We start from the raw sequence: 24,120 nt of genomic DNA on the forward strand, positions 1-24,120 counted from the left end.
GCTGAGTGGGAAAGAACTTAATCAAATTGGTATAAGTATATGACCTATAAAAAGCAACTAACAAGAACTTCAAACGGAAAATGATCATCCCTCGATAAAACGGACACCAAAATCTAATCAAAACCAGCGTAAACCTTGGCTAATATAGCCCTAAATATGTTCCTGAATTTACAAAAGCTAATGTCCGCAGTTGGCTATCTGAAGTCATAAGGTATTTGAGGGTAGCAATACCTGAAAATTCCAAAAAAACATTTTTACAAGCAAATATTCCAGTCTGCCCAAACGGGTCTATAGTATGAACCTATCTGTCAACATACAATAACGGATAACTTGAACTTTAAGTCTGTATCTAACCAATATTCAGGTTGTTTATGCATTCGGCGATAAATGCAAAAAACAACCACGGCCAGCGAGAGTTAGCTGATAACTTGCCTTTACATAATTATCTGTCTTCTCTTGTTCTAATAATCCAACATTGATTAAATAATCGAACATAGTCTGCTCAATTATTGTTAAATTTGCTTTGTTAGCTATTTCGGAAGCCGTGGTAAACCCTTTGCAATAATACAATATTTTAATTATTTGTTTTTCAGTTGTAGATATTTTAGGTAGAGCTCCCGAAAATGAAGGGTATTGGTCTTTTAAGTGTTTACCTTGCACACTGCTGTAGGCAGCTTGTATTTCTTCAATATCACGATTTTTATCTTGAGTAACTCTAAAAGTATGAAAAACACCCGCTTCTTTAATTGCGTAATCAACTTTAGCTAAAAAAATAGGTAAGTTACATTCTTGCGCAACATGGTAAAACCCCGTTCGCCACTTAGTGACTGCTCCGCGTGTTCCTTCAGGAGTAAACAGGAAAAATACACGGTTTAGTTTTTGGCTTTCAATAAACTGTTTTATTAATTGTACTTGGCCAAGCCCTTGAGAGGTTCGATTAATAGGAATAGCGCCGAGATACATCATCCAAGCACCAAGTAGCGGCACTCGACATAAACTTTCTTTTACAGAAAAGTATATTTTTACGTCTTGTAAAATTGCAGCACCAAGAGCGTAAATAAAATCCCAGTTTGAAGTATGTGGTGCAGCAATTGCCACTCCAGCACCTTCAGGTGCTATTTTATGCAGTTTCCAGCCAGCCAATTTAAACCATAATGTAAAAATAAATTTAAGGAAGTACTTAGTAAAAATACCATCAAAAATGGTTTTCTCTCTTATATAGAGTGTTTTCTTGGTCATAGGAAAAATAGGTAACTATAAATATTGCGTAAGTGTAGCAGGAAAACATTAAAAATATTGATGGAATTTGAAAACAAAAATATGGGTTGTTAGTGCTCAGAGTGAAGAAGTAGTTTATTTATTTGTGCGTGTAATATGTTGGTCTTGCATTGATAATAGCATTTGAAAAATTTAAATACTCAGGTCAATGTGTTATAGCGCAACGTTATACTTAGCATAATCATCTCGAAGTACTTTTTTTAACTAGAAGAATTACTTGTATTTATATACAATTAACACACTTATGCATTGTGCTCACTGTAATAATTCAACGTATTTATATTAATCATATGGCTGCTATTTTAAATCTTAACGATAAAAACCAAGCATTGAGCTATTTAAATGCTTGTCATTGTTTTGGTCGCTCACCGACTAATGTTGATACTGTAATTAATGCGCAAGAAGTATCTCGTATACATGCTGTGGTTGAGTGGTCTAATAATCAATGGTTTATTCGTGATATTAGTAATAATGGCACATGGGTAAATAAGCAAAAATTAGTTAAAGATAGTGCTTTTAAGTTGACTGTTGGCGATCAAATATTTTTTGCCTCGGGTGAAAGCCATGGCTTTGTTATAGAAGATTTAAGTCCACCGCAAAATATGTTGCTGCCTGTTGAACAAATAGGCATGCAAACTCCTGTATCACCCATTCTACTTTCTGACGGTAATTTATTACCCTCAGACGAAAAACCTGAAATTGCCTTGTTTTATGTGCCAAGTAAAGATCAATGGTACAAAGAATTTTTGGTTGATACCGATGGGAGTGCTTATCCAGTAGAAAATGCAGACTTACTCTTTTTTAATAATCAAAAGTGGCAATTAAAATTGATCCCATTAACCGAAAATACAGTGTTAATGGCAAAACCTAAATTATCTGTTGAGCAAATTAAATATCGTTTTAATTTAAGCTTAGATGAAGAAAATACCGAACTAACTATTACCACTGACGATGAAAAATTCTCCTTATCGAATAAAGCACATCATTATTTAACCTTGAGTTTAGCAAGGCACCGCGATGAAGATGCACAATTAGGTATAGACGCAGACAACCAAGGTTGGCGTTTACCTGAAATTCTTGTGAAAGAGTTGGGGTGTGATATTACCTTATTCAACACCCATGTCTGTCGAGCAAAGCAACAATTTAGAGATGTGCTAGATGGTGCGTGTGATGGTGATGAATTAATTGAACGAAAAGGCAAAAAAATTCGTTTTGCTGGGGTTTCCTATCGTATTTATAAAGGTAGTGAGCTGATCGTTAATCGCGGTCAGGATAAAGTATCTCTCACCGTATTACATGGATAATAACTTACCTCATTATACCCGAATACGCCTATTAGGCGAAGGAGGCATGGGTAAAGTTTACCTAGCTCAAGACAACCAATTACAACGCCAAGTTGCCATTAAAGAATTAACTTATCAAAGCCCTAACACTGCTTCAGTTAATTCAGGAAATAACGCTTCGCAAGCAAGCCAAGCGTTACATGAAGCACGATTATTAGCCCGTGTTAACCATACTAATATTATTCAAATTTATAATGTTCATGATGAAGGCGATCACATCTCCTTGGTTATGGAATATTTTCAAAGTAAAACGTTAACTCAATTTCAACATGAGTCGCACAGCACTTTAGTACAAAAATTAGACTTGCTACAACAACTTGCAGCAGGACTTTCTGCCGCTCATAAAAATGATGTTATTCACTGCGATTTGAAACCGACCAATATTTTGGTTAATGAGCAAGGACAGCTGAAAATTAGCGACTTCGGTATTGGTTTAATTAGCAATAACGACAATGAAAGTGCCAAATCGCTATCGGCAGAGTCTTTAGCCAACTCAGCTAGTAAAGAGCCTTCAGCGAATAAAGAACCTTCTACTAATAACAAACCCGCTTCATTGCTCTTTGGTAGTTTGCTGTTTATGTCGCCAGAGCAAATTCAACAACAGCAGCTCGATTATCGTAGTGATATTTTTTCGTTTGGTATTATTGCCTATCAGTTGATGGTTGGTAGTCACCCTTTTGGACGAGGATCAGCCACTGACATTGCAGAGCGGATCTGCAAACAACAACCTGAACATGCTAAAAACTTGATGTTGAATGCACCTAGTGCATTAACTGACTTATTAATGGAAATGTTAATTCAGCCACTTGAGCAAAGAACACTTTCAGCAAGTGCAATAGAAAATAGAATTAAGCATATTCGAACCGCGCTTTTACAAGCTGAGATAAACGAGCAAGAAACCATGCCGTTATCAGCCGACAATTCGCTAACTCATTCTGCAGGTTTAAATGCAAACGAACTAGTTGAGCAAAGCTACTCACAAAATAGTTTGATGCGAGCGTCAACGACTCAAGCTTATAGTTATATTTTACCCAACGATGGTGTAGAAGAATATCCAAGCACACAAGCGTATCAAGTTAGCCTTGCAAATCATCAAGGTAAGTTAAGTAATAATGTTACGCCAAAGTGGTTCAAAAAACATGGATTGAAAAGTTTATTAAGTTTTTTCTTTATTATTATCGTAGCTGCCATCTCTTGGTTTAGGTTCATCCCAAAAAGCGTACCACCTATACAAGTTGTTGTTTTAAAACCCGTATTTGTTGATAGTGAAGAAATGGCGATGATGCAACAAGAATTAGTTCTATCTGCTGTCGAAGATGCACTACGACAAGCGGTTATAAATACAAAAGATATGTATTTGATCTCACAGCGAGAAGTGAATGCTATCAGCAAAGAATACCCAAATGATTTAAAGAAACTTAAACAGGCTGTTGGCGCAAGCGATATTATTACCACGGAACTTGCCTGCGATAATAATCGCTGTAACGTTAATTTTTCACGTTTAGTCGCCAATGAAAAAAATACTCATACAGGGCAATTAACAGTGAAAGCGGAAAGAAATTGGCTAGCACCCGTAGATAAATTTAATGCTATTTTTAGCTCAAGCCAAGCACAGTTTGCCTCTATCTTTCCTGATTATACCGAGGTTAATGATACCGCTTTAGTACATCGGCCTATTAAAGAAGAAGATTACCGTGCTTATTTAGCACTTTACAATCAGATCAAAGGCCATGGTGATTATAATGAAGAGAGCTTAACGCAATTAGAAACCTTACTTATACGTTCTCCTTATTTATATGCTGCTTATGCGTTATATAGTGAAACAGCCTCAAACTTATATGTTGATACCCGAGAAGATACACACCTTAAACGCCTTGAGTTAGTTTTACAAAAATCGCCTCCTGAATATCGTTACAGTCTTTATCACGCGATAGATAGTTTTTGGTTAGCATTTAATCAGAAGAATTTCGATGCTGCTGAGTTACAAATAGAAGAAGCTAGAAATAGAGGAGCAAGTAATTTTACTTTAACTGAACTTGAAGCTATTTTATTTTTTTCAAAAGGACAGTTCCAAAAAGCTGTAAACTCATTTGAAGAAGCTCTTACACTGAGGCCTAATACTGCATTGCTTTATAATTTAGTGTTAAGTTATTGGGAATTAGGAGACCTACAACAAGCTGAAAGAATATTAAACAAGATGCTAGATGTTACGCCCAATAATTACAGAGCTATTCGTTTACAGGCTAATATTTGGTTACTACAAGGGAAAATTGATTTAACGATAGAAGCATATGAGAAAATAATTGAGAATAAGGTTGGAGTAAATATTAATGATTTAACTAATTTAAGTTTTGCTTATAGTTTGGACAAGCAATATTTAAAGTCATTGGATTTTGCACACAAAGCTTTAAGTAAATCATCAATGCATCCTATTAATTTGTTAAATTTAGCGGATATAGAAATGATTATAGGAAATGAACAAGCTGCAACAGTCCATTACCAAGAGGTTATTGATATTTTAAGTACTGCAAATGATGTTAAATATCTTATTTATTTAGCACAAGCGTACGGACATTTAAATCAAGCTGATTTAGCTATCGCAGCTTTAGATAAAGCGCAAAGCCTTTTTCCTGAGAGTGGAGAGGTAGCATATAGTTCTGCAATTGTTTACAGCTTATTAAATGAAAAATCTTCTGCAATTTATTATATTAAAGCTTCGTTGAAAATGAATATAGGTATTGTTTGGTTTAACCTTCCGTGGTTTGATAACCTTTGTGATAACAGCGACTTTTTACTTCTAATGATTAGTCATAACTCGGCGCGTTGTGAACTTTGACTCTAGCGCATCAACCCACCTTTACTAATACCACCAAAGCGCATTAGACCACCTTTACTAATACCACCATAAACTGAACTATCTTGTTCTGCATTAATTAACTCTACAGCATTTTCAGTATTCTTAACTTCAGCTGGCGCTGCCATTGCACTTGGTAAATAAGCACTAGTAGCTAAGGTAAGGGCGATTGATGCAGCTTTAAGGTATGAGTTCATTATATATTCCTATTAAGTAAAAGTTGTTAAGTTAATTCTTTAAAATAAATTTCATGTATGTATTTGTTGGTTGGAGCCGCTGTTGTGTTGTTGTGCTCTAAACCTGAACACAAATTTATAGATCGAAATAACTTCAAACCATGACGGATAATTACGGCTTGTTTGTTTATTGTATAAATGTCTTGTTTTATATGAGTTTCAGATTAACTAAGTAGTTGTTTAACCAATTTTTATTGTTTTTATTTTTATTAAAAAAGTTTTTTCTATGCCCACTTTAAATAATTTAATGACTGTAATAACACGTCATTTCTTTTAGGTAAGCTAAGAAAAAAAGCTCCATAGGCTAAATGTCAGTCTACTTGTAATGGTCTGTAATGTTATTTTGTTGATTTCTATGAAATAGTGTCTAGAGGTTAGAAATTAGAGGGTTATATTGGCTTGACGCCTTAAGTTTGGCACAATAAAAGCAAGGAGACGTAAACATGAATGCAGTGTTATCACGTGACGTAAATGTAATGACAGATACTGTTTCAGATAGCCAAAATATTATTAAACAGCAGGGCACAGAACAATTTAGCAAAAGTATTACCATGCCATGTAATAAAGAACATCTAAGACTAATAGATGAAAGTACCTTAGCTGATGTAGATGAACATCAAATGCACATTAAGGGCGCGCACAAGTGTTGCCAATGTGCTTATAACTCTGGATTTAAACAAGGTGCGCTATTACAAGAGTTTATTAGTTTGGATATTGATCAGCTAGGTGATGCCCTACCTAATGCACAAGGTCGTTATAAAAGTATCCATCAAGCTTTTGCCATCGGTTATAAAGATGGTGTTAACTCATTCATCAAAAATTAATTATTTTTAAAGTTGTGCAATAAATTAAGAAGGAGTTTATCTGGGTAGTTTATGTTTACCCTTTTTTGCGCTCGGAGTCATACATGCAAAAGAGAAAAGAGTTAGAAAGTGTTTTAGGCTTTCATTTAATTCATGTTGAGGTACTAGATAAAAAAAATACTGTTATTAGAACTTCCTATGAGGTGGTTGATCCCGCTGATGATGTTATCGGTCGTTTTGTTAGTTTAAAAGATGCGCAGAATTTTATTAAATTATTAAGCAACTTAACTCAAGAACAAAATGAAGAAAAAGAGCTCCCGATACAAGTAAAGCAAACAGAGAATAATGCTAAAGTACAAGCCGCAGCAACTAAACGTAAAAGCAGATTCACGTTCAAATTTAAATGAGCATTACGTTATAAGTGTCATGTTTATATAGATTAATGTCAGTTACTTCTCTAAGGTTTATCCTTAAAGTTAGTCAATTCAAAAATAAAATTTATCGAATAGTAAATATTAACAATCGTTTACTGCTCAAAGATACTATCGAAAAACGTACAAGTTAGTAATAACTAACTCCTACTTTAGAGTTATTATCATAATTCACGGTAACTAATGAGCCCCTTCATTAGTTGCCTTTTTTTTCATAAAACAATTTGCATTGTTTACCTGTTGTTCCTCCTAATTCATGGAAATAATAATTATACCAATCTGATTAAATTTCTTCCCAACTCAGAGCTATGTTCGATGTGCNNGCGAATTTGTTTAGGTCTAGTCACTCTAAATCAAATTGGTATTAATTATTTTCCGAGTCACTAAAGCTTGTATTAGCGTTATATCTGCAAATTACTGCAATAATTAAAAAGATCAACGCAGCGCCATTGAAAATAATTTGTTAAACTCCATGTTTGTATCCCACCCTCACTTTAATTGGCAGCGAATATGACATACGCACTAGAAATCAGCGCATTAGAAAAAACCTATAAAGGTGGCTTTCAAGCATTAAAAGGTATTAATTTAACCGTAAATCAAGGCGACTTTTTTGCCTTATTGGGCCCTAACGGTGCAGGTAAATCGACTTCTATTGGTGTAATCACATCACTGGTGAATAAAACATCAGGTCAGGTAAAAGTGTTTGGGCATGATATTGATACTGATTTAGAAAAAGCCAAAAGTTACATTGGTTTGGTTCCACAAGAATTTAATTTTAGCCAGTTTGAGCCTTTGATGCATATTTTGGTGAATCAAGCGGGCTATTACGGCGTTACTAAAACAGTTGCTAAAGTCCGTGCTGAAAAATACTTAAAACAATTAGAATTGTGGGATAAACGTAATGCTCCGGCTCGAACGCTTTCGGGTGGTATGAAACGTCGTTTAATGATTGCCCGTGCGTTAATGCACGAACCAAAAATGTTGATACTCGATGAGCCAACTGCAGGTGTAGATATTGAAGTTCGCCGCACCATGTGGGGATTTCTACGAGAATTAAATGAGCAAGGTATTACTATTATTTTAACCACACATTACTTAGAAGAAGCAGAGAATTTGTGTCGTAATATTGCCATTATTGATGGCGGTGAAATTGTTGAAAACACCAGTATGAAAAAATTATTAGCACAGTTAGATATTGAAACTTTTGTTTTTGATATTAAGGAAGGGGCTACATTAACCAGTCTTGAGCAAGTCGCTAAAAATTCAACAGATATTGCCTACCGTGTTGTCAATGAACACACTTTAGAAGTGGATTTAAATAAATCGCAAAACATTAATCAGGTATTTGAGCAATTAACTGCAGCAAGTATATATGTTGAGAGTATGCGTAATAAAAGTAATCGCTTAGAAGCTTTATTTGTGACCTTGATTGATAAAAAAACAAATGCGGCTAAAGCTCAAGCTAAGCAAACCACAGTTACCGAGGAAACTCTTTAAATGAATAACTCTATTGCGTTAAAAAGTATTATTACCAAAGAAGTTCAGCGTTTTATGCGAATTTGGATACAAACCTTGGTACCACCAGCCATAACTATTAGCTTATATTTTGTGATTTTTGGCTCACTCATCGGCTCACGAATTGGTGATATGAACGGCTTTGATTACATGTCTTTTATTGTGCCTGGTCTTATTATGATGAGTATTATTACTAATTCTTATGCTAATGTAGCGGGCTCTTTTTTTAGTGCTAAATGGCAACGAAACGTTGAAGAAATGTTGGTCGCCCCTGTTCCGAATTGGGTTATTGTTGCAGGTTATGTTGGCGGCGGTATGGCCCGTGGTATTTTAGTTGGTTTGATTGTAACTTTAGTCTCATTATTTTTTGTTGATATACAGTTACATAATATTTGGATAGTGCTTGCAACGGTAATTTTAACATCGGCAACTTTTTCATTAGCAGGTTTAATTAACGCTATTTTTGCAGGAACCTTCGATGATATTTCAATTATCCCCACTTTCGTTTTAACACCGTTGACTTATCTTGGCGGGGTATTCTATTCAATCAGTTTATTACCTGAATTTTGGCAAGATGTTTCGCAAGTGAATCCTATTGTTTATATGGTAAATGCGTTTAGGTATGGGTTTTTAGGGATCTCTGATATTAGTTTAGTGACAGCATTTGCCGTGATGAGCTTTTTTATTGTTACGTTATTTACTATTGCGATGGTGCTTATTGCGAAAGGTACGGGGTTAAGAAGTTAAGATGAAAACTACTATAAGTTCTGCAGAAGCTTCATTACCTCTGGGGGATTCGAAAGCTATTATTAGTAATCAAGAAGGCATTCACGAAAAGCTTGATGAAGTGGTCATTAAGCATTTATCACATCCATTTCAAAAGCCTTATCAAGCGCATACGCAAGAAGCATTTGCGGAAATGGATGCACTAGTTAATGATTTTTTAGCTAGTAATCCACAAGGTGAAATTATTTTAGATGCGTGTTGTGGTGTTGGTCAAAGCACAAGGCTTTTAGCTAAACATAACCCAAATGCACTTGTTATTGGCGTAGATAAATCAGATCATCGTTTAACTCGAAATGTTGAAGGTTTTGCCATTGATGACGGCTTTACAGCAGATAACTATCAATTAGTACGTGCTGATTTAAATGACTTTTACCGACTGGTTAAGGCGGCTGGCTGGCCTGTGACTAAGCATTATATTTTATACCCTAATCCTTGGCCTAAATCTAAGCACTTACAGCGCCGTTGGCACGGTAGTGCGGTATTTCCACAAATGACCAGTATTGGTGAGCAATTAATATTACGTAGTAATTGGTTTATATATCTAGCTGAATTTAAACAAGCGGCAGAGCACGTTAATTTGCAAGGTGACATTACGATAGTACCTATAGTGAATAGCGCAGAAGCTTTAACGCCATTTGAAGCAAAGTTTCAAGCTAGTGGACAAGAATGTTGGCAACTTACCCTTAAAAATAGATAATTTTATAGACTTTAAAGATAAATTACGGGACTTTTGACGCTTTTTTTATTAAAGTGCGTTTTTTCGTTTCTGTTGAAAAACAATAAATATAATTTTGTGTTTTCAATATACCATGCTTAAGCTAAAGACTATCAATGGTTTCATTGAGTCACCGAAACACAATAAACAGTTAAGTGAACAACTATGAGTGCAACGAAGCGTATTGCTGATGCGTCACAAGAGTCTTTACATCGAATTTTTACTGTCGCAGAAGCGCCTGATTCTACTCTAGGTCGCCTTGAGCAAGAAATGTCACAGAATTTGGTTGGCTTTTTAAATAACCATATCGTGGCCAGTAAAAATGCCTTAACAGATATAGAACAAGACTTTATCGATGCACGTATTCCTGAGCAGCCTGAATTTGTTTCAGATCACATGCGTCATTTACTTGATAAGTTAGTTGCCCAATCAGTTCATACATCAAGCCCTAGTTTTATTGGTCATATGACCTCAGCATTACCCTCTTTTATTTTACCCCTGTCTAAGTTGATGGTTGGCTTAAACCAAAATTTAGTAAAGGTTGAAACTTCAAAAGCCTTTACTCCACTTGAACGTCAAGTGCTTGGTATGATGCATAATTTAGTGTATCAACAAAATGAAAGTTTTTATCAAAATTGGATGCATAGCGCACAACACTCTTTAGGGGCTTTTTGCTCAGGTGGAACTGTCGCTAACATTACCGCTTTGTGGGTGGCGCGCAATAAACTACTAAAAGCTGATGGTGACTTTAAAGGGGTATCTCGTGAAGGGTTACATCGTGCTATGCAGCATTATGGCTATAAAGATTTAGCCATTTTAGTGTCTGAACGTGGTCATTACTCATTGAAAAAGTCTGCTGATGTATTAGGAATAGGGCAAGATAATGTTATTGCCATACCAACCGATAAACACAATAAAATAGATTGTCAAAAACTTGCAGCTAAATGCCATGAACTTGCTCAACAAAATATTAAAGTGTTGTCGATAATTGGCGTGGCAGGTACTACGGAAACGGGTAATGTGGATCCATTAGAAAGTATGGCTGATATTGCACGACAATATCAGTGTAATTTTCATGTTGATGCTGCTTGGGGCGGAGCTACATTATTATCGAATAAATACCGTCTTCTATTAAAAGGTATAGAACAAGCCGACTCAGTCACTATTGACGCGCATAAACAAATGTATGTACCTATGGGCGCTGGTTTAGTTATTTTTAAAGACCCTGCCTCGGTAAGTGCGATTGAGCATCATGCAGAATATATCTTACGTAAAGGCTCTAAAGATTTAGGTAGCCATACGTTAGAAGGCTCACGTCCGGGGATGGCTATGTTAGTTTATGCAAGTTTGCATATTATTAGCCGTAAAGGTTATGAAATGCTTATTGACCAAGCGATTGAAAAAGCTGAGTACTTTGCTGATATTATTGATCAACACCCAGATTTTGAATTAATTACTCGTCCTGAGTTATGTTTATTAACTTATCGTTATGCACCAAAGTCAGTACAAGCCTTGTTAGCACGTAATGATAACGAAGCAAATAAGTCGCTTAACTTGTTATTAGGTAAACTAACTAAGTATATTCAAAAAAGACAACGTGAAGACGGACGTTCTTTTGTGTCTAGAACGCGAATTGAAGTAAGCCGTTATGGCGGTGAAAAAGTCATAGTTTTTAGAGTTGTGCTCGCTAACCCGTTAACCACAAAAGAAATATTACAAAACATATTGCACGAGCAATCACTATTAGCGCTTGAAAGTGAACATTTTTTACCTGATTTACTACAAGCCGCAACATTGTAATTAGTCATCTTAGTGTTTATCGTAAATGAAAAGGCTCAAGTTAAATTATAATTAACTTGAGCCTTTTTTAGAGGTAAATAAAGCCCCCTTTACTTACCTATCTTACCTATTGAAATTTATCAATTGAGCTTAGGTGATTTAACGCTACATTTAATAATTATGGTAAAGGCCAAACTCTTTATTAACCTTCTGGTTTTGCATATTAGCCCAAACGTAATATTCTTGATCTTCTAATTCGCTGGCGGCTTCTTTATCAAGTAATATCACGGCATTCTCATGCTGCTGTAGAGCAGAAGCCGGACAAGCTGCTGATAATGCACCACTAACCATATCTTTTACTGCTTTTGCTTTATTTTTACCAGTAGCCATAAGTAATACGTAGCGAGCATCTAAAATAGTCGCAATACCCATGGTCATCGCTAATGTAGGTTGAAATTCATCGGCTGCAAACAAACGACTATTATCATTAAGGGTTTGCTGAGAAAGTGTTTTAATACGGGTGCGAGAGGCTAAACTTGAGGTAGGCTCGTTAAATCCGATGTGGCCATTTGCACCAATACCTAAAATCTGTAAGTCGATACCACCAGCATCTGCAATTTTATCTTCATAAGCTAACCCTTGTTTTCTTGGGTTTTCGCCTTGATTACAGGTTGGTAAAAATGTTTTATCTTTGTCAATATCAACATGATCAAATAAGTTTTCATTCATAAAGTGACGATAACTTTGCTTATTCGTTTCCTCAATACCTAAATATTCATCTAAGTTGAATGTAGTTGTTTGTTTAAAACTAATTTGATCGGCTTTATACTTATTAACTAATGCGCTGTATAGACTAATTGGGGTACTACCTGTTGCTAAACCTAGTACAGGGTTAGGCTTTTTATTAACGAGTTCAGCAACCCATTCAGCAGCGCTTTCAGCAACGTCTTGTGCATTATCAAAAATAATAACTTGCATACTTTTTCCTTAGAAAAATTCGAACCAATAAAAGCATATTGTCATACCAAAGCCATTATTTTAATGGCTCCTAGTGTTACCTAAATACATCAACAAACTAATATCATTGTATAAATAACACTGGTCAATATAGTTTTCTCATAAAGTTGAGTGTTACCTTAATAATAAATGACAGCGCTGTCAATTGTTATTGTTGCCTGTTTTTAATTTTAGCGAATCGTTCCTAATCATAGAAATTCAAAAATACCTAAAATTGAAGACGTGATGTTAATTCAATCAACTAAATAATTTAGAGGTAAATATTTAGTTATTTGTATAAAAGGGGTAGCCAGCAGATATAAAATAGTTAGTGAAAAGTCGCTTTGAAAGTTGATAATAAACGCTCGTTTTTATTACTATTCTGGTAAACTACTGCTAACTTTTAGCTAAACCGATTTCATAGACAATAGAATTATTCCTGCTGAGTGAATGATTAAATTAACGCATTGTTTTTTATAATCAATGTGTTTTTTAAGGAATTTTTTTCTTTTAAAGCTTTATACCTGTAATGACATAGGTAGGCTACTTTATGGTATTGGTATTAAATCACGGTAGTACTGGTAATCTAATGACTCAACCTAATTCATTTTCTACTCGTTTTATTTTAGATAAAGCGCATTACACTGAATGTTACACACAATCTAGCACCTTATCGCATGATAAAAAAACGTATTTTAAAGCGAATATTTTAACGGTTTTTGGTTTGTTTATATTATTAGCTACGCCCGTTAACCCGTACGCTGCATGGTTTGTTATCGCTCTTGGTATATTAGAAACGGTGAGTGTGTATTACCACAAACCTTGGTGGGTTATGAGACAAATGATGAGTAAAGCGTCAGGTAGTGAAGTAACGCTAACCATTGATGAGCAGGGTATTTTAACTGAATCATTTCATAATAATAATCGTATATTATGGACAGATGTAACACTTATTACTGAAACAGAATTTGGTTTACTTATTCAATTTAGTTTAGGTAAAAGCCTTACAGGTAAAGATATGATGAGCAAAAGCTATATTTCTAAAAGCTGTTTGTCGGATGAAACAACTGCTTTTATTTTAACGAAAGCTGCAAACCTTAACTAATAAAAAATAGTTAAAAACTAATTTAAAAACTAAAGCTCATGACTTGAACCCTTTAACAAAACCTATTGATTAATTAATAAAACGAGTTGCATTAGCGCCGATTGCAACTTGTTACACTTTCATAACAACACCTTACAGTCTCTTAGTTACTTCGGTTTTATAATTTTATTATCAAAAATAAAGTTATTTATTACTTGTTTGAAATTAAGGAGTCTGTCATGGGATCAAGCTTAAATCTTGTTCAAAATAGTCTAACAATTGAAACTAAAAAGAATGAAAAAACAAAGCAAAAGCTATTACTAATTGAAGATAGCGGCTATCTTAGTCAGGCCTTTTTAGTTAATGACATTAATGCGCTTTACCAAACTACAAAGGTAACTAAGAGTGAGTCACTTAAAGCTGAATTAGCAAACTATTTAGATGAACATAGACCAGATATGATTGTGTTAGATATAGGCTTTTGTGATAGTGAAGACTTGACTGTTATCAATGATATTCGTCATTTGTATGATGGTATATTATTTATCGTATCAGACAAAAAGAGCGAAGAAGAGCAAATAACCGCTTTAAAGTTTGGTGTTGATGATTACCTTGTAAAACCACTAGATAGCCAAATTTTAATGATGCGTATTGATGGTTTGTTACGTCGCCAAAGTAAGGCGGTTAATCAAGTTGACTTGGCCAGTTTAACTATGGGTGATGTATGTTTACAACCTAAGTCACAAAAGTGCTTTATTAATGGTCAAGGGGTTAAATTAACAACTTTTGAGTTTAATTTATTAAAATCGTTAGTTGAACATCAAGGTAATATATTATCGCGTGAAGAGCTATATAACACCTTATTAAGGCGCTCATATAATGGTGTTGAGCGTACTCTTGATGTGAGAATGTCACAGTTACGTGAAAAACTGACCGGAGCAGGTATGAAAGATAGCCAAATTGAGACAGTTTGGGGTCAAGGTTATATGTTTAATCATATTAGTGCTTAACGTTAAGTATATGAGAATAAAAAGCGAAAGGTGATGCCTTTCGCTTTTTTTATCGATAAAGCCTTCTAATATAGGTAGCTATAGCTTGCATAATAAACAACCTGATTTCAGTTTCTTGTAGCTATCTTCTTTACTTTAATCGTTAAATTGACTTGCAATAGACCTGTTATTGATTAAACAAAGTTGAGGTTAATGAGTGTTTTTCTGTATACTCGACATAATTTTCAGGGTTATTAATTTTAATGCTGCCAGAGTACAAGGGCTGCGGAATAAACACTGATATAATGAACGCAGCGGTTAATAACACAATAGGTAAAAATTATGATTGATGAAGAGTTACAACAATGGTTTGACCATACGGATATGCTAGTAACAGAGTTACTTGAAGATGGTACTAATGAAGAAGTTTATCATACGATAGAGCATCATTTTGCAAGTAGTGATTTTGACTTATTAGAAAAATCAGCAATTGCAGCGTTTAAATTAGGCTTAGAAATTGAAGAGCCAGAAGAAGCTGAATTAGAAAATGGTGATAAAGTTTTTGCTTTTGATATTGTTACCGAGCAAATGCTGGACGTGACTGTGATTAAAAAAGAAACTCAAGAAATGTTTGAGTTAGCAAAAAAATGTGGTGTTGACTATGATGGTTGGGGTACTTATTTCGAAGAGTAATAAAGCTTAGTCGTATGTGAAATGCTTTATTTAAACCAGTAAAATAGAATGTGTAAACAGTAATAAAGGACGCAAACTTGTTACTGTTGAACACTAGTCTTGTTGAATAGTCATATTAAATGGCATTGACAGAGAGCCTAAACACAGATATAACTATAGTCCTAACTGGTAAACCAGTGGGTTAATAGCTGAGGCGTTAACAACGAAGGATTTAAATAAGGATATTGTCATGGAATGGCTAACAAACTTAAAATTTGAAGAATATGGTGTGTTATTAATCTCGATTGTTGTGGTCGTGAGTATTTTTGTTATTGCTGCTAGAAAGGCACATCTAAACCACCTAAATAAAATAAAAAAGATAGAGGAGTCTTTTGACGCTAAATAATGTCTTTATCCATTATCTATACGTCACCTATAAATTAGCGATAAGTCACTTTTTTATAAGTCAGTTGCAGACCTCATATATTGCTAAGGCTTACTAAGGCTGACTTAAGTGTTTGGCACTTGAATCTCTAACGATCAACTCAGGCACGTATTGACTTACGGTTACAGGGTTTTTCTGTTTACGAACTAGCCCTAATAAAATATTAGTTGCGTCTTCAGCAATCTGATCATTAGGTTGATCAGCTGTGGTTAATTTAGGCCATGTTTGTCGAGAGAATGGACTGTTTTCAAATCCCACAATAGAAAGACTATCAGGAATAGCAACTCCCATCAGCCTCGCAGCAAAAAGTGCCCCAGCGGCAATTTCATCATTACAAGAAAAAATAGCTGTCGGCCTTGTGTCTTTATTGTCTGCAGACAATAACTGATTGGCTCCACTAACTCCTGAATCAAATGAATATTCACCTTCAATAAGTAGTGACTTATCAAAAGCAATATTGCTTTCTTTTAATGCTTTCCTATAACCTTTATAGCGCTCAATTGTTGACATATGTTGAGCGTCACCAGCGATAAAAGCAATATCTCTATGACCTAAATCAATAAGGTGTTGGGTAATCGTTTGTGCTGCGTCTCTATCATTCACCATCACACAAGGGCAAAGATCGTCTGGGGCTACATCACCAGACATTATGCGTACAATCTTTACATCAAGCGCTAATAACGATTTAACAAACTCAGGCATTTCAGACAGTGGTGGTGTTAATACTAATCCAGCAATCCGGGATTGCTTAATCATATTAATCACTTCTTGCGTAATATCTTCATTTTTAGAGTCACAAGGATGAATAAGTAACTCAAAGCCTTGTTGTTTACAAGCGGATAAAATGCCTTTTTGCATATCAATAATATAATAAGCATTAGGGTTATCGTAAATATAAGCAACTGAATAGGATTTTGTTCCAGCTAAGTTACGAGCCGCTAGGTTAGGGCGATAATTAAGTCGCTCAACTACCGCTTGTACTTTATCTCGAGTTAGTTGTCGAACCGATGCTTCATTATTCATAACGCGTGAAACTGTTTTTATTGATACGCCTGCTTCTTTTGCTACATCATTTATCGTTGCTTTCATTTACAAATAACCTTGATTTTTATTATTAAGTATCAACTGTGTATACTAAAGAACATAGGGTTAATAGCATACCTGAAGGTAGTAATATTGATACATTTACATTATTATATAGTATATAAGAGATTGACAGCGCTGTCATTTTTTTATACGGTATCACGATATTTTTACATGTCATAATGAAAAGTAAGTCTAAAGGCTTATCTATCATTATGATAAATCAAATAATTGTATCTACATCACCTTCTAGGAATTAGTATGTCATCCCGTCAAACACTAGCTAGCTGGAAAAAACTTCAGCAACTTGCCCAAGACAAAAAATCTCAGCACATGAATAACTTGTTTGCCCAAGACAGCGAACGCTTTAATAAGTTTTCTATTGAGTTACCTAATATGCTACTCGATTATTCTAAAAACTTAATTGATAGTGAAACGATGACGGCTTTATTAGCGTTAGCAGAAGAGACTGAAGTGTGTGATTGGCGAGCTAAAATGTTTGCTGGTGAAAAAATCAATAAAACAGAAGATCGCGCAGTTTTACATACAGCATTACGCCGAGAGAGTTTAGAACCGCTAATTGTTGATGGTGTAAATGTTACCGAAGAAGTACAAAATCAATTAGCTGAAATGGAAGTTTTTGTTGATAAAGTACGCCAAGGACATTGGTTAGGTTATTCAGGTAAACGTATTACCGATATAGTTAACATTGGTGTTGGTGGCTCAAATCTTGGCCCACAAATGGTGACGGAAGCATTAAAGCATTACAGTGACGGCAGTGTAAACGTGCATTATGTGTCAAATGTTGATGGCGCCCAAATTGCAGAAGAGCTTCGCCCACTAGACCCTGAAAAAGTACTTTTTATTGTTTCAAGTAAAACGTTTACAACTACAGAAACCATGACCAATGCGCGTACCGCGATTAATTGGTTAACAAGTTCGTCTTTTGATGAGAAAGCCGTTGCTAAACATTTTGTTGCGGTAACTGCTAATAAAGAAAAAGCGATGAGCTTTGGTATTGAAGAAGAAAACATCTTTGATATGTGGGACTGGGTTGGTGGTCGTTTCTCTTTATGGTCGGCTATCGGTCTTGCTATTGCGCTCGATCTTGGCTTCGATAAATTTAAAGAGTTATTAAGTGGTGCTCACGATATGGATGAGCATTTTAAAACAGCGCCTTTAAAAGACAACGTTCCTGTTGTATTAGCCATGTTAAGTGTATGGAATACCACTTTCTTAGGCTCACAATCACAAGCTATTTTACCTTACGATCAAACATTACATATGTTGACTGCTTACTTGCAGCAAGCTGAAATGGAAAGTAATGGTAAGTCAGTTAGCTGGGAAGGTGATGAGGTTGAATACGCTACAGTACCATCAATTTGGGGTGAGTTAGGCATTAATGGTCAACATGCTTTTTATCAATATTTGCATCAAAGTAACAATGTTGTACCTGCTGACTTTATTGGCTCGGTAAAAAGTGTTACTCCGGTTAAGGGTCATCATGAAACCTTAATGTCAAACTTCTTTGCGCAAACTCAAGCATTAATGGCAGGTGTTAACGAAGAACAAGTAAGAGCTGATTTAAAATTCAGAGGCCTAAACGCAGAAGACATTGATAAAATAGCTCCTCATAAAGTACACAAGGGTAATAGGCCAACCAATACCATATTGCTTAAACGCATTGATCCAAGAAACCTAGGCAGTTTAATTGCTGCTTACGAACACAAAATTTTTGTGCAAGGGATACTGTTACAGATATGTTCGTTTGATCAGTGGGGTGTAGAGTTAGGTAAGGGCCTTGCCGCTGAAATTCAAAAAGAGTTAGAAACGGACAGCATTTCAGAGCAGCATGACTGTTCAACAGCGAGCCTATTAAAGTTTTACCAAGCAGCTAAATAAGCGTTTAAAGTAAAGATTAATACATAGCAAAGCATTACCTTATGTAATATTTAACTACGTATTAATTTAATAGCTCAAATCAGAAGAGTTAACAGTGAAAACTGTTAACTCTTTTTTTGTTTATCCTTCTATAATTTGAACGTTAGTGCAATAATTTTAAGGATAAAATTTACAGATAATTTAATAAATAAAATAGCTATTAATTTTAATATGAAGCAATTTAAATAAATATTTATACCTTAAAATCCTGCCGAAATTGATAAAAAGTTGAGCAAAAGCAAATAAAGTATAAAAAAAATGAACTTTTAATTTCCTTTGTTTACATATGCTTAAGTTTTTTTCACCTGTAAAATGTTATTTTTTGTTATTTTATTCTGGTCAAACTACAAAATAAACGTTAAGGTTAATTCAACTTCATGACAGCGTTGTCATATTGTTATGACAGCGCTGTCATCATGTTGCGGCGGTAAGGTTATTTAAATGTAACTACACTGCAGTAAAGCCGAATTATTATTTTATAAGTTAGAGTTTGAATGCTCTGACAAAAACCAAACGAATAAAGGGGAAGTCTGTGTCAACTAAAACATTTACAAGAGGCGTACTAGCAAGTTCAATTGCAATGATCTTAGCAAGTACTTCATCTCAAGCGATAGCAGCTGAAGAAGCTGCTGCAACATTAGCAGAGCAAGATGTTGAAACTATCCAAGTAACCGGTATGCGCGGTTCGATTAAAGCGTCATTGAACGGTAAGCGTTTTTCTAATGCAACAGTTGATGTTGTATCTGCAGAAGATGTAGGTAAATTTCCAGACGGCGATGTTGGTGAGTCTTTATCGCGTATCCCTGGTCTTGCTGTTAACCGTCAATTTGGTCAAGGTCAACAAGTATCTATTCGTGGTGCATCATCACAATTAACACGTACTTTATTAAATGGTCATGCTGTAGCTTCTACCGGTTGGTACGACCAACAGTCAATTGACCGTAGTTTTAACTACACATTATTACCGCCTGAATTGGTTGGCGGTATTGAAGTGTATAAATCTTCACAAGCAGATATTGTTGAAGGTGGTATCGGTGGTACGGTTATTGTTAAAACACGTAAACCATTAGACCTTGATGCAAATACTATTTTTGCTAGTGTAAAAGCTGATTACGGTACAATCTCGGAAGAAGTTAACCCTGAATTTTCTGGCTTATACAGTTGGAAAAATGAAGATGAAAACTTTGGTGTTTTAGTTGCCGCTTCTATTTCTGATAAGCAATATCAACGTAATGGTATTGAATCTTTAGTTGGTTGGGGGGATATTGCTCCAAGTACATTCGAGCAAGACCGTAACCGTACTGCATTAAATTTAGCTGTACAATATGCACCAACAGATGAATTAGAGTTTGGTTTAAGTGTAATGTCTTTAGATTTAGAAGCGAACAACGCTAATACTTCTTTATTTACGATGTTCCCTGATGATAAAGCTGCAGCTTGTGATCAAACCGATGCTACAGGTACATGTACCTTTTATACTCGTCCTGGCACAGGTGCTAACTCAGGTTGGGCACAAACTTGGGCTCGTAAAACAGGTATGACTTCTGATACTGTTGACTTCGACTGGAAATATGAAACAGACAGTTTTACATTTTCAGGCCGTGTAGGTAATACAAAATCTGAAGGTGGTACAGAGCTTACTGCAAACTACGGTACATGGTTAGGTGTTCCAGCTGATTACGCAGGTACTTACGATGCAACAGGCGACATTATTACAATCGACGTTGCTAATAAAGTATTTGATGCAAGTGACTTTCAAGGCGATTTAGCCTCAGCAGCTTGGGCAACTAAAACTCAACCTAATTCTGATGAAGAGACATATTTAAATCTAGACTTAGAAATTCCTGTAGATTTAGGTATTGTAACTAAGATAAAAACAGGTATTCGTTATGCAGACCATAGCGTTAAACAGGAAACATATAACTTTATAGATGAAGATATTGTTGCACAAGATGCATCTGCATTTTACTCAGGTACAATAACTTCAGGTGCGGGCTATGTATTACCTAAACCAAATCTAGACGCCATGATAGCTGATGCACAGTCGTTTGTTACAGGTAAAGAAATTGATAAAGCTGGTTATGGTACAGTAGAAGAAGAAAATACTGCATTATATGTAATGGCTGATTTTTCAGGTGATAACTACCGCGGTAACTTTGGTATTCGCTATGTTTCAACTGATGCTTCATCAGATTATTACGCGCTAGACGCGAATGGTGTATATGGTGATACCTTATCAACTGATACATCAAGTTATTCTGAAGTACTGCCTAGTGTGAATATTGCGTTTGATTTATCAGATGATTTAATTATCCGTACTTCTGCAGCGCAAGTTATGTCTCGTCCTAACTATACAGATATGTTCTCATCTTCATCTTTAGCGGGTTATAATGATGGTACTCCAGGTAATGAAGTAGTAAGTACAGGTAAAGTTGGTTTAGAACCATTTAAAGCATTTCAAGCTGATTTAGGTGTAGAGTGGTACTTTACTGAGAGTGGTATGGCTAGCGCAACTTTATTCTATAAAGACGTAAGCTCATTTATATCAACGACTCAAGTGCTAAATCAACAAATTGGAATTGATGATAATGACTTGATTGCAGCGGGTGGAAGTAAATGTGGTACAGCTGTAACAGACTGTTGGACTAAGAGTACTAAATACAATGCTGAAGGCGGAAGTATTACAGGTATAGAGTTACAACTTCAAGATTCATTTGATAGTGGCCTTGGTTACTCTGTTAACTACACATACGCTGATGCAAGTTCTCCATCTGAAAACTACCCTGATGAAATTGGTGTATTCTCTGATTCTTCAGAGCACACTATAAATACAGTAGGTTTTTATGAGAATGACGATTACTCGGCTCGTTTAGCTTATAACTGGCGTTCAGAATATATGATTCGTGAATTACCAGGTTTCTATGGTAACCGTGAGCATCAAGCATATGGAACATTAGACTTTAGTGCTACCTGGTCTGCTACGGAATATTTAGATGTGACATTTGAAGCTGTAAATATTTTAGAAGAAGATAGTGTTCAAGTTGGTGTTGCATCAGCAGATAACATAAATGTTAATCCTGAATTTAAGGAGCAATACCCAGCATTTAGTTTTGAAGGCGAAGCTACATTTAAAATGGGCGTAGCGGTACGTTTCTAAACACCTTAATTAACGTGTTTTATTGATGAAAACCCAGCTTTTGCTGGGTTTTTTATTTTAAGATATATGCTATTTATTAATCGAAGAACAGCTTGAAAAGCGTCAATAGATTAGTAATTATCATTAAATATTTATGTGTTTTACAGTATTTATTTCAATGAGATAATTGATATCTACCAATAAAATCATAAAGGTTTACGAGGATAGTATGACGATAAAAAAAGTTGTTATTGTTGGTGGGGGAACGGCAGGTTGGTTAGCCGCGAACCACTTAGGTAAAGCCCTTAGCTATAATGATGAGGTAACCGTTTCATTAATTGAGTCTCCTGATATTCCACCTATTGGTGTTGGCGAAGGTACTGTTCCTCAAATAAGAAAAACATTATCAAGTTTTGGCATTAGTGAAACTGAATTTATTCGTACCTGTGATGTTACCTTTAAGCAATCAATTAAATTTGTTAATTGGATGGACAAAAAAGAACATGGCGAAAATAACTTCTTCCATCACTTATTCGACATGCCGAGTAAGTTTGGCGAAGATCTTACCGCTTATTGGTTAAATCATAATAAGGGTAAAATGTATGGTGATATGGTTTCAGTGCAGCATAGCGCTTGCGAGCACAACAAGGCGCCCAAATCGATCACCACTCCAGAATACGAAGGTACATTAGGGTATGCCTATCATTTAAATGCAGCAAAATTTGCTAAATTGTTAGCTGAAAATGCTATAAATAAATTTTCTGTCGAGCATGTAAAAGCTACGGTAACGGATGTTTTACTGACTGATAATGGCTCAATCGAAGCATTAATGACTAAAGAACTTGGTAAGCTTGAATATGATTTTTATATTGACTGTACTGGTTTTGAGTCAGTACTTTTAGGTAAAGCGCTCAAAGTTCCTTTTGTTGAAAAAACGACAGAGTTATTAGTTAATTCAGCACTCGTTGTTCAAGTTCCTACCCAAGAGGATGATGAAATTCCACCTTACACTCTTGCTACTGCTCATCAAGCTGGTTGGATATGGGATATAGCATTAACTAACCGAAGAGGTGTTGGCTTTGTCTATTCAGATAATCATATGTCGGATGAAGAAGCAAAGCGTAAGCTTGATCACTATCTCGAGGGAAATCCGTTTAAACTAACATACCGTAAAATACCTATGAAAGTGGGGCATAGAGAAAAATTTTGGCATAAAAACTGTGTTTCACTAGGTTTAGCACAAGGTTTTTTAGAGCCCCTAGAAGCGACATCTATTTTGTTAACTGATTTCGCGGCAAGTTTTTTAGCTGACCGTTTTCCTAAATCAGCTGAGAACATACCGCTATTAGAGAAGCGATTTAACCATGTGATGGGTTATGCTTGGGAGCGTGTTATTGATTTTGTTAAATTACATTACAGCCTTTCAGACCGAGAAGACTCACAGTTTTGGTTAGACAACAAAAAGAAAGATACGATTTCAGATACGTTAACAGCACGTTTAGATTTATGGCAGCAATTTAGCCCACAAAAAGAAGATTTTTTTACTAAGTTTGAGGTATTTGATTACGATAATTACTTATATCTACTTTACGGAATGAATTACAAAACAGACTTGCCAGTGTTAACTGCTAATTATTATAAAAAAGCAGAAGAACATTTTACCTATGCGCAGTCTATAGCAGAACAACTTAATCAACGCTTACCTAATCACAGAGAGTTACTTAATAAAATTAAAAAATATGGGTTGCAGGGCGTTTAAAAATAACGCTTTATACTTATACCAATTTGATTAAATTTCTTCCTAACTCAGAGCTATGCTCGATGTGCAATAACAAGGCGAATTTGTTTAGGTCTAGTCATTCTAAATCAAATAAATTTAACGATGTTAGTGTGCATCGAGCAAGCTCCCAAAGGGCGAATTTAAAAGGTTTACATGCTGCGTTATTGATTTTGACAAGGACGCTACATGGATGTAGCTTACTAAGAGAATGCAGGAGCTTATTCTCCTGAATAACCATTTTCTTCAATCAATGC

Annotated in this window: 19 protein-coding genes; 15 read left to right on the forward strand and 4 right to left on the reverse strand. The window is 35.4% G+C overall.

The window, feature by feature from the left end:
* Window positions 1-369: 369 nt before the first annotated feature.
* Window positions 370-1,239: a 1-acyl-sn-glycerol-3-phosphate acyltransferase gene (locus KO502_RS15140; RefSeq protein ID WP_216023411.1), complete on the reverse strand. Its 870-nt coding sequence runs from the start codon at window positions 1,237-1,239 to the stop codon at window positions 370-372.
* 329 nt (window positions 1,240-1,568) lie between these two features.
* On the opposite strand from KO502_RS15140, the gene KO502_RS15145 reads away from it, so the two are divergent.
* Window positions 1,569-2,582, forward strand: a complete 1,014-nt coding sequence (locus tag KO502_RS15145; RefSeq protein WP_216023412.1) for an FHA domain-containing protein — start codon at window positions 1,569-1,571, stop codon at window positions 2,580-2,582.
* On the forward strand, window positions 2,575-5,457 hold the full coding sequence (locus tag KO502_RS15150) for a protein kinase (protein ID WP_216023413.1): 2,883 nt from the start codon (window positions 2,575-2,577) through the stop codon (window positions 5,455-5,457). The genes KO502_RS15145 and KO502_RS15150 overlap by 8 nt, the downstream gene beginning before the upstream one ends.
* A gap of 2 nt (window positions 5,458-5,459) precedes the next feature.
* Here the strand turns inward: KO502_RS15150 and KO502_RS15155 are convergent, their stop codons facing one another.
* Window positions 5,460-5,672, reverse strand: a complete 213-nt coding sequence (locus KO502_RS15155; protein ID WP_216023414.1) for a hypothetical protein — start codon at window positions 5,670-5,672, stop codon at window positions 5,460-5,462.
* Window positions 5,673-6,154: 482 nt separating this feature from the next.
* Here KO502_RS15155 and KO502_RS15160 point away from each other — a divergent pair, with 482 nt between their 5' ends.
* The 6 genes from KO502_RS15160 (at window position 6,155) to panP (ending at window position 11,761) form a co-directional block, all read left to right on the forward strand.
* Window positions 6,155-6,535: a hypothetical protein gene (locus KO502_RS15160; protein WP_216023415.1), complete on the forward strand. Its 381-nt coding sequence runs from the start codon at window positions 6,155-6,157 to the stop codon at window positions 6,533-6,535.
* Window positions 6,536-6,618: 83 nt separating this feature from the next.
* Window positions 6,619-6,921 carry a hypothetical protein gene (locus tag KO502_RS15165; protein WP_216023416.1) on the forward strand — a complete coding sequence of 101 codons (303 nt, stop codon included), beginning with the start codon at window positions 6,619-6,621 and terminating at the stop codon, window positions 6,919-6,921.
* A gap of 534 nt (window positions 6,922-7,455) precedes the next feature.
* Window positions 7,456-8,442, forward strand: coding sequence for an ABC transporter ATP-binding protein (locus KO502_RS15170; protein ID WP_216023417.1), 987 nt, complete (start codon window positions 7,456-7,458; stop codon window positions 8,440-8,442).
* Entirely contained in the window at window positions 8,443-9,207 is a 765-nt protein-coding gene (locus KO502_RS15175; protein WP_216023418.1) for an ABC transporter permease, read from the forward strand. It begins immediately after the preceding gene.
* Between the two features lies 1 nt (window position 9,208).
* Window positions 9,209-9,943 (forward strand): SAM-dependent methyltransferase, encoded by a 735-nt coding sequence (locus KO502_RS15180; RefSeq protein ID WP_216023419.1) that lies wholly within the window; start codon window positions 9,209-9,211, stop codon window positions 9,941-9,943.
* A gap of 183 nt (window positions 9,944-10,126) precedes the next feature.
* The gene (panP, locus tag KO502_RS15185) at window positions 10,127-11,761 is read left to right on the forward strand and encodes a pyridoxal-dependent aspartate 1-decarboxylase PanP (RefSeq protein ID WP_216023420.1); all 1,635 of its coding nucleotides are present in this window, start codon (window positions 10,127-10,129) and stop codon (window positions 11,759-11,761) included.
* A 150-nt stretch (window positions 11,762-11,911) separates the two neighbouring features.
* Here the strand turns inward: panP and nagB are convergent, their stop codons facing one another.
* Entirely contained in the window at window positions 11,912-12,718 is an 807-nt protein-coding gene (gene nagB / locus KO502_RS15190) for a glucosamine-6-phosphate deaminase (protein WP_216023421.1), read from the reverse strand.
* 568 nt (window positions 12,719-13,286) lie between these two features.
* Here nagB and KO502_RS15195 point away from each other — a divergent pair.
* The 4 genes from KO502_RS15195 (at window position 13,287) to KO502_RS15210 (ending at window position 15,887) form a co-directional block, all read left to right on the forward strand.
* Window positions 13,287-13,841, forward strand: coding sequence for a YcxB family protein (locus KO502_RS15195; RefSeq protein WP_252730793.1), 555 nt, complete (start codon window positions 13,287-13,289; stop codon window positions 13,839-13,841).
* A 218-nt stretch (window positions 13,842-14,059) separates the two neighbouring features.
* Window positions 14,060-14,830: a response regulator transcription factor gene (locus tag KO502_RS15200; protein WP_216023422.1), complete on the forward strand. Its 771-nt coding sequence runs from the start codon at window positions 14,060-14,062 to the stop codon at window positions 14,828-14,830.
* Window positions 14,831-15,151: 321 nt separating this feature from the next.
* Window positions 15,152-15,502, forward strand: a complete 351-nt coding sequence (gene rraB, locus KO502_RS15205) for a ribonuclease E inhibitor RraB (RefSeq protein ID WP_216023423.1) — start codon at window positions 15,152-15,154, stop codon at window positions 15,500-15,502.
* 229 nt (window positions 15,503-15,731) lie between these two features.
* Window positions 15,732-15,887 (forward strand): hypothetical protein, encoded by a 156-nt coding sequence (locus tag KO502_RS15210; RefSeq protein ID WP_216023424.1) that lies wholly within the window; start codon window positions 15,732-15,734, stop codon window positions 15,885-15,887.
* A gap of 93 nt (window positions 15,888-15,980) precedes the next feature.
* Here KO502_RS15210 and KO502_RS15215 read toward each other — a convergent pair whose 3' ends face one another.
* Complete coding sequence (locus KO502_RS15215; RefSeq protein ID WP_216023425.1) at window positions 15,981-17,015, reverse strand: LacI family DNA-binding transcriptional regulator; 1,035 nt, start codon at window positions 17,013-17,015, stop codon at window positions 15,981-15,983.
* A gap of 255 nt (window positions 17,016-17,270) precedes the next feature.
* Here KO502_RS15215 and pgi point away from each other — a divergent pair, with 255 nt between their 5' ends.
* The 3 genes from pgi to KO502_RS15230 all read left to right on the forward strand — a co-directional run bounded on the left by pgi (window position 17,271) and on the right by KO502_RS15230 (window position 23,845).
* The gene (pgi, locus tag KO502_RS15220) at window positions 17,271-18,911 is read left to right on the forward strand and encodes a glucose-6-phosphate isomerase (protein ID WP_216023426.1); all 1,641 of its coding nucleotides are present in this window, start codon (window positions 17,271-17,273) and stop codon (window positions 18,909-18,911) included.
* 571 nt (window positions 18,912-19,482) lie between these two features.
* Window positions 19,483-22,107: a TonB-dependent receptor gene (locus KO502_RS15225; protein WP_216023427.1), complete on the forward strand. Its 2,625-nt coding sequence runs from the start codon at window positions 19,483-19,485 to the stop codon at window positions 22,105-22,107.
* 208 nt (window positions 22,108-22,315) lie between these two features.
* A complete protein-coding gene (locus tag KO502_RS15230; RefSeq protein WP_216023428.1) occupies window positions 22,316-23,845 on the forward strand; it encodes a tryptophan halogenase family protein in 1,530 nt (509 codons plus the stop codon).
* Window positions 23,846-24,120: the final 275 nt, after the last annotated feature.

This window comes from Colwellia sp. E2M01 (assembly GCF_018860585.1).
Classification (GTDB): Bacteria; Pseudomonadota; Gammaproteobacteria; order Enterobacterales; family Alteromonadaceae; genus Colwellia.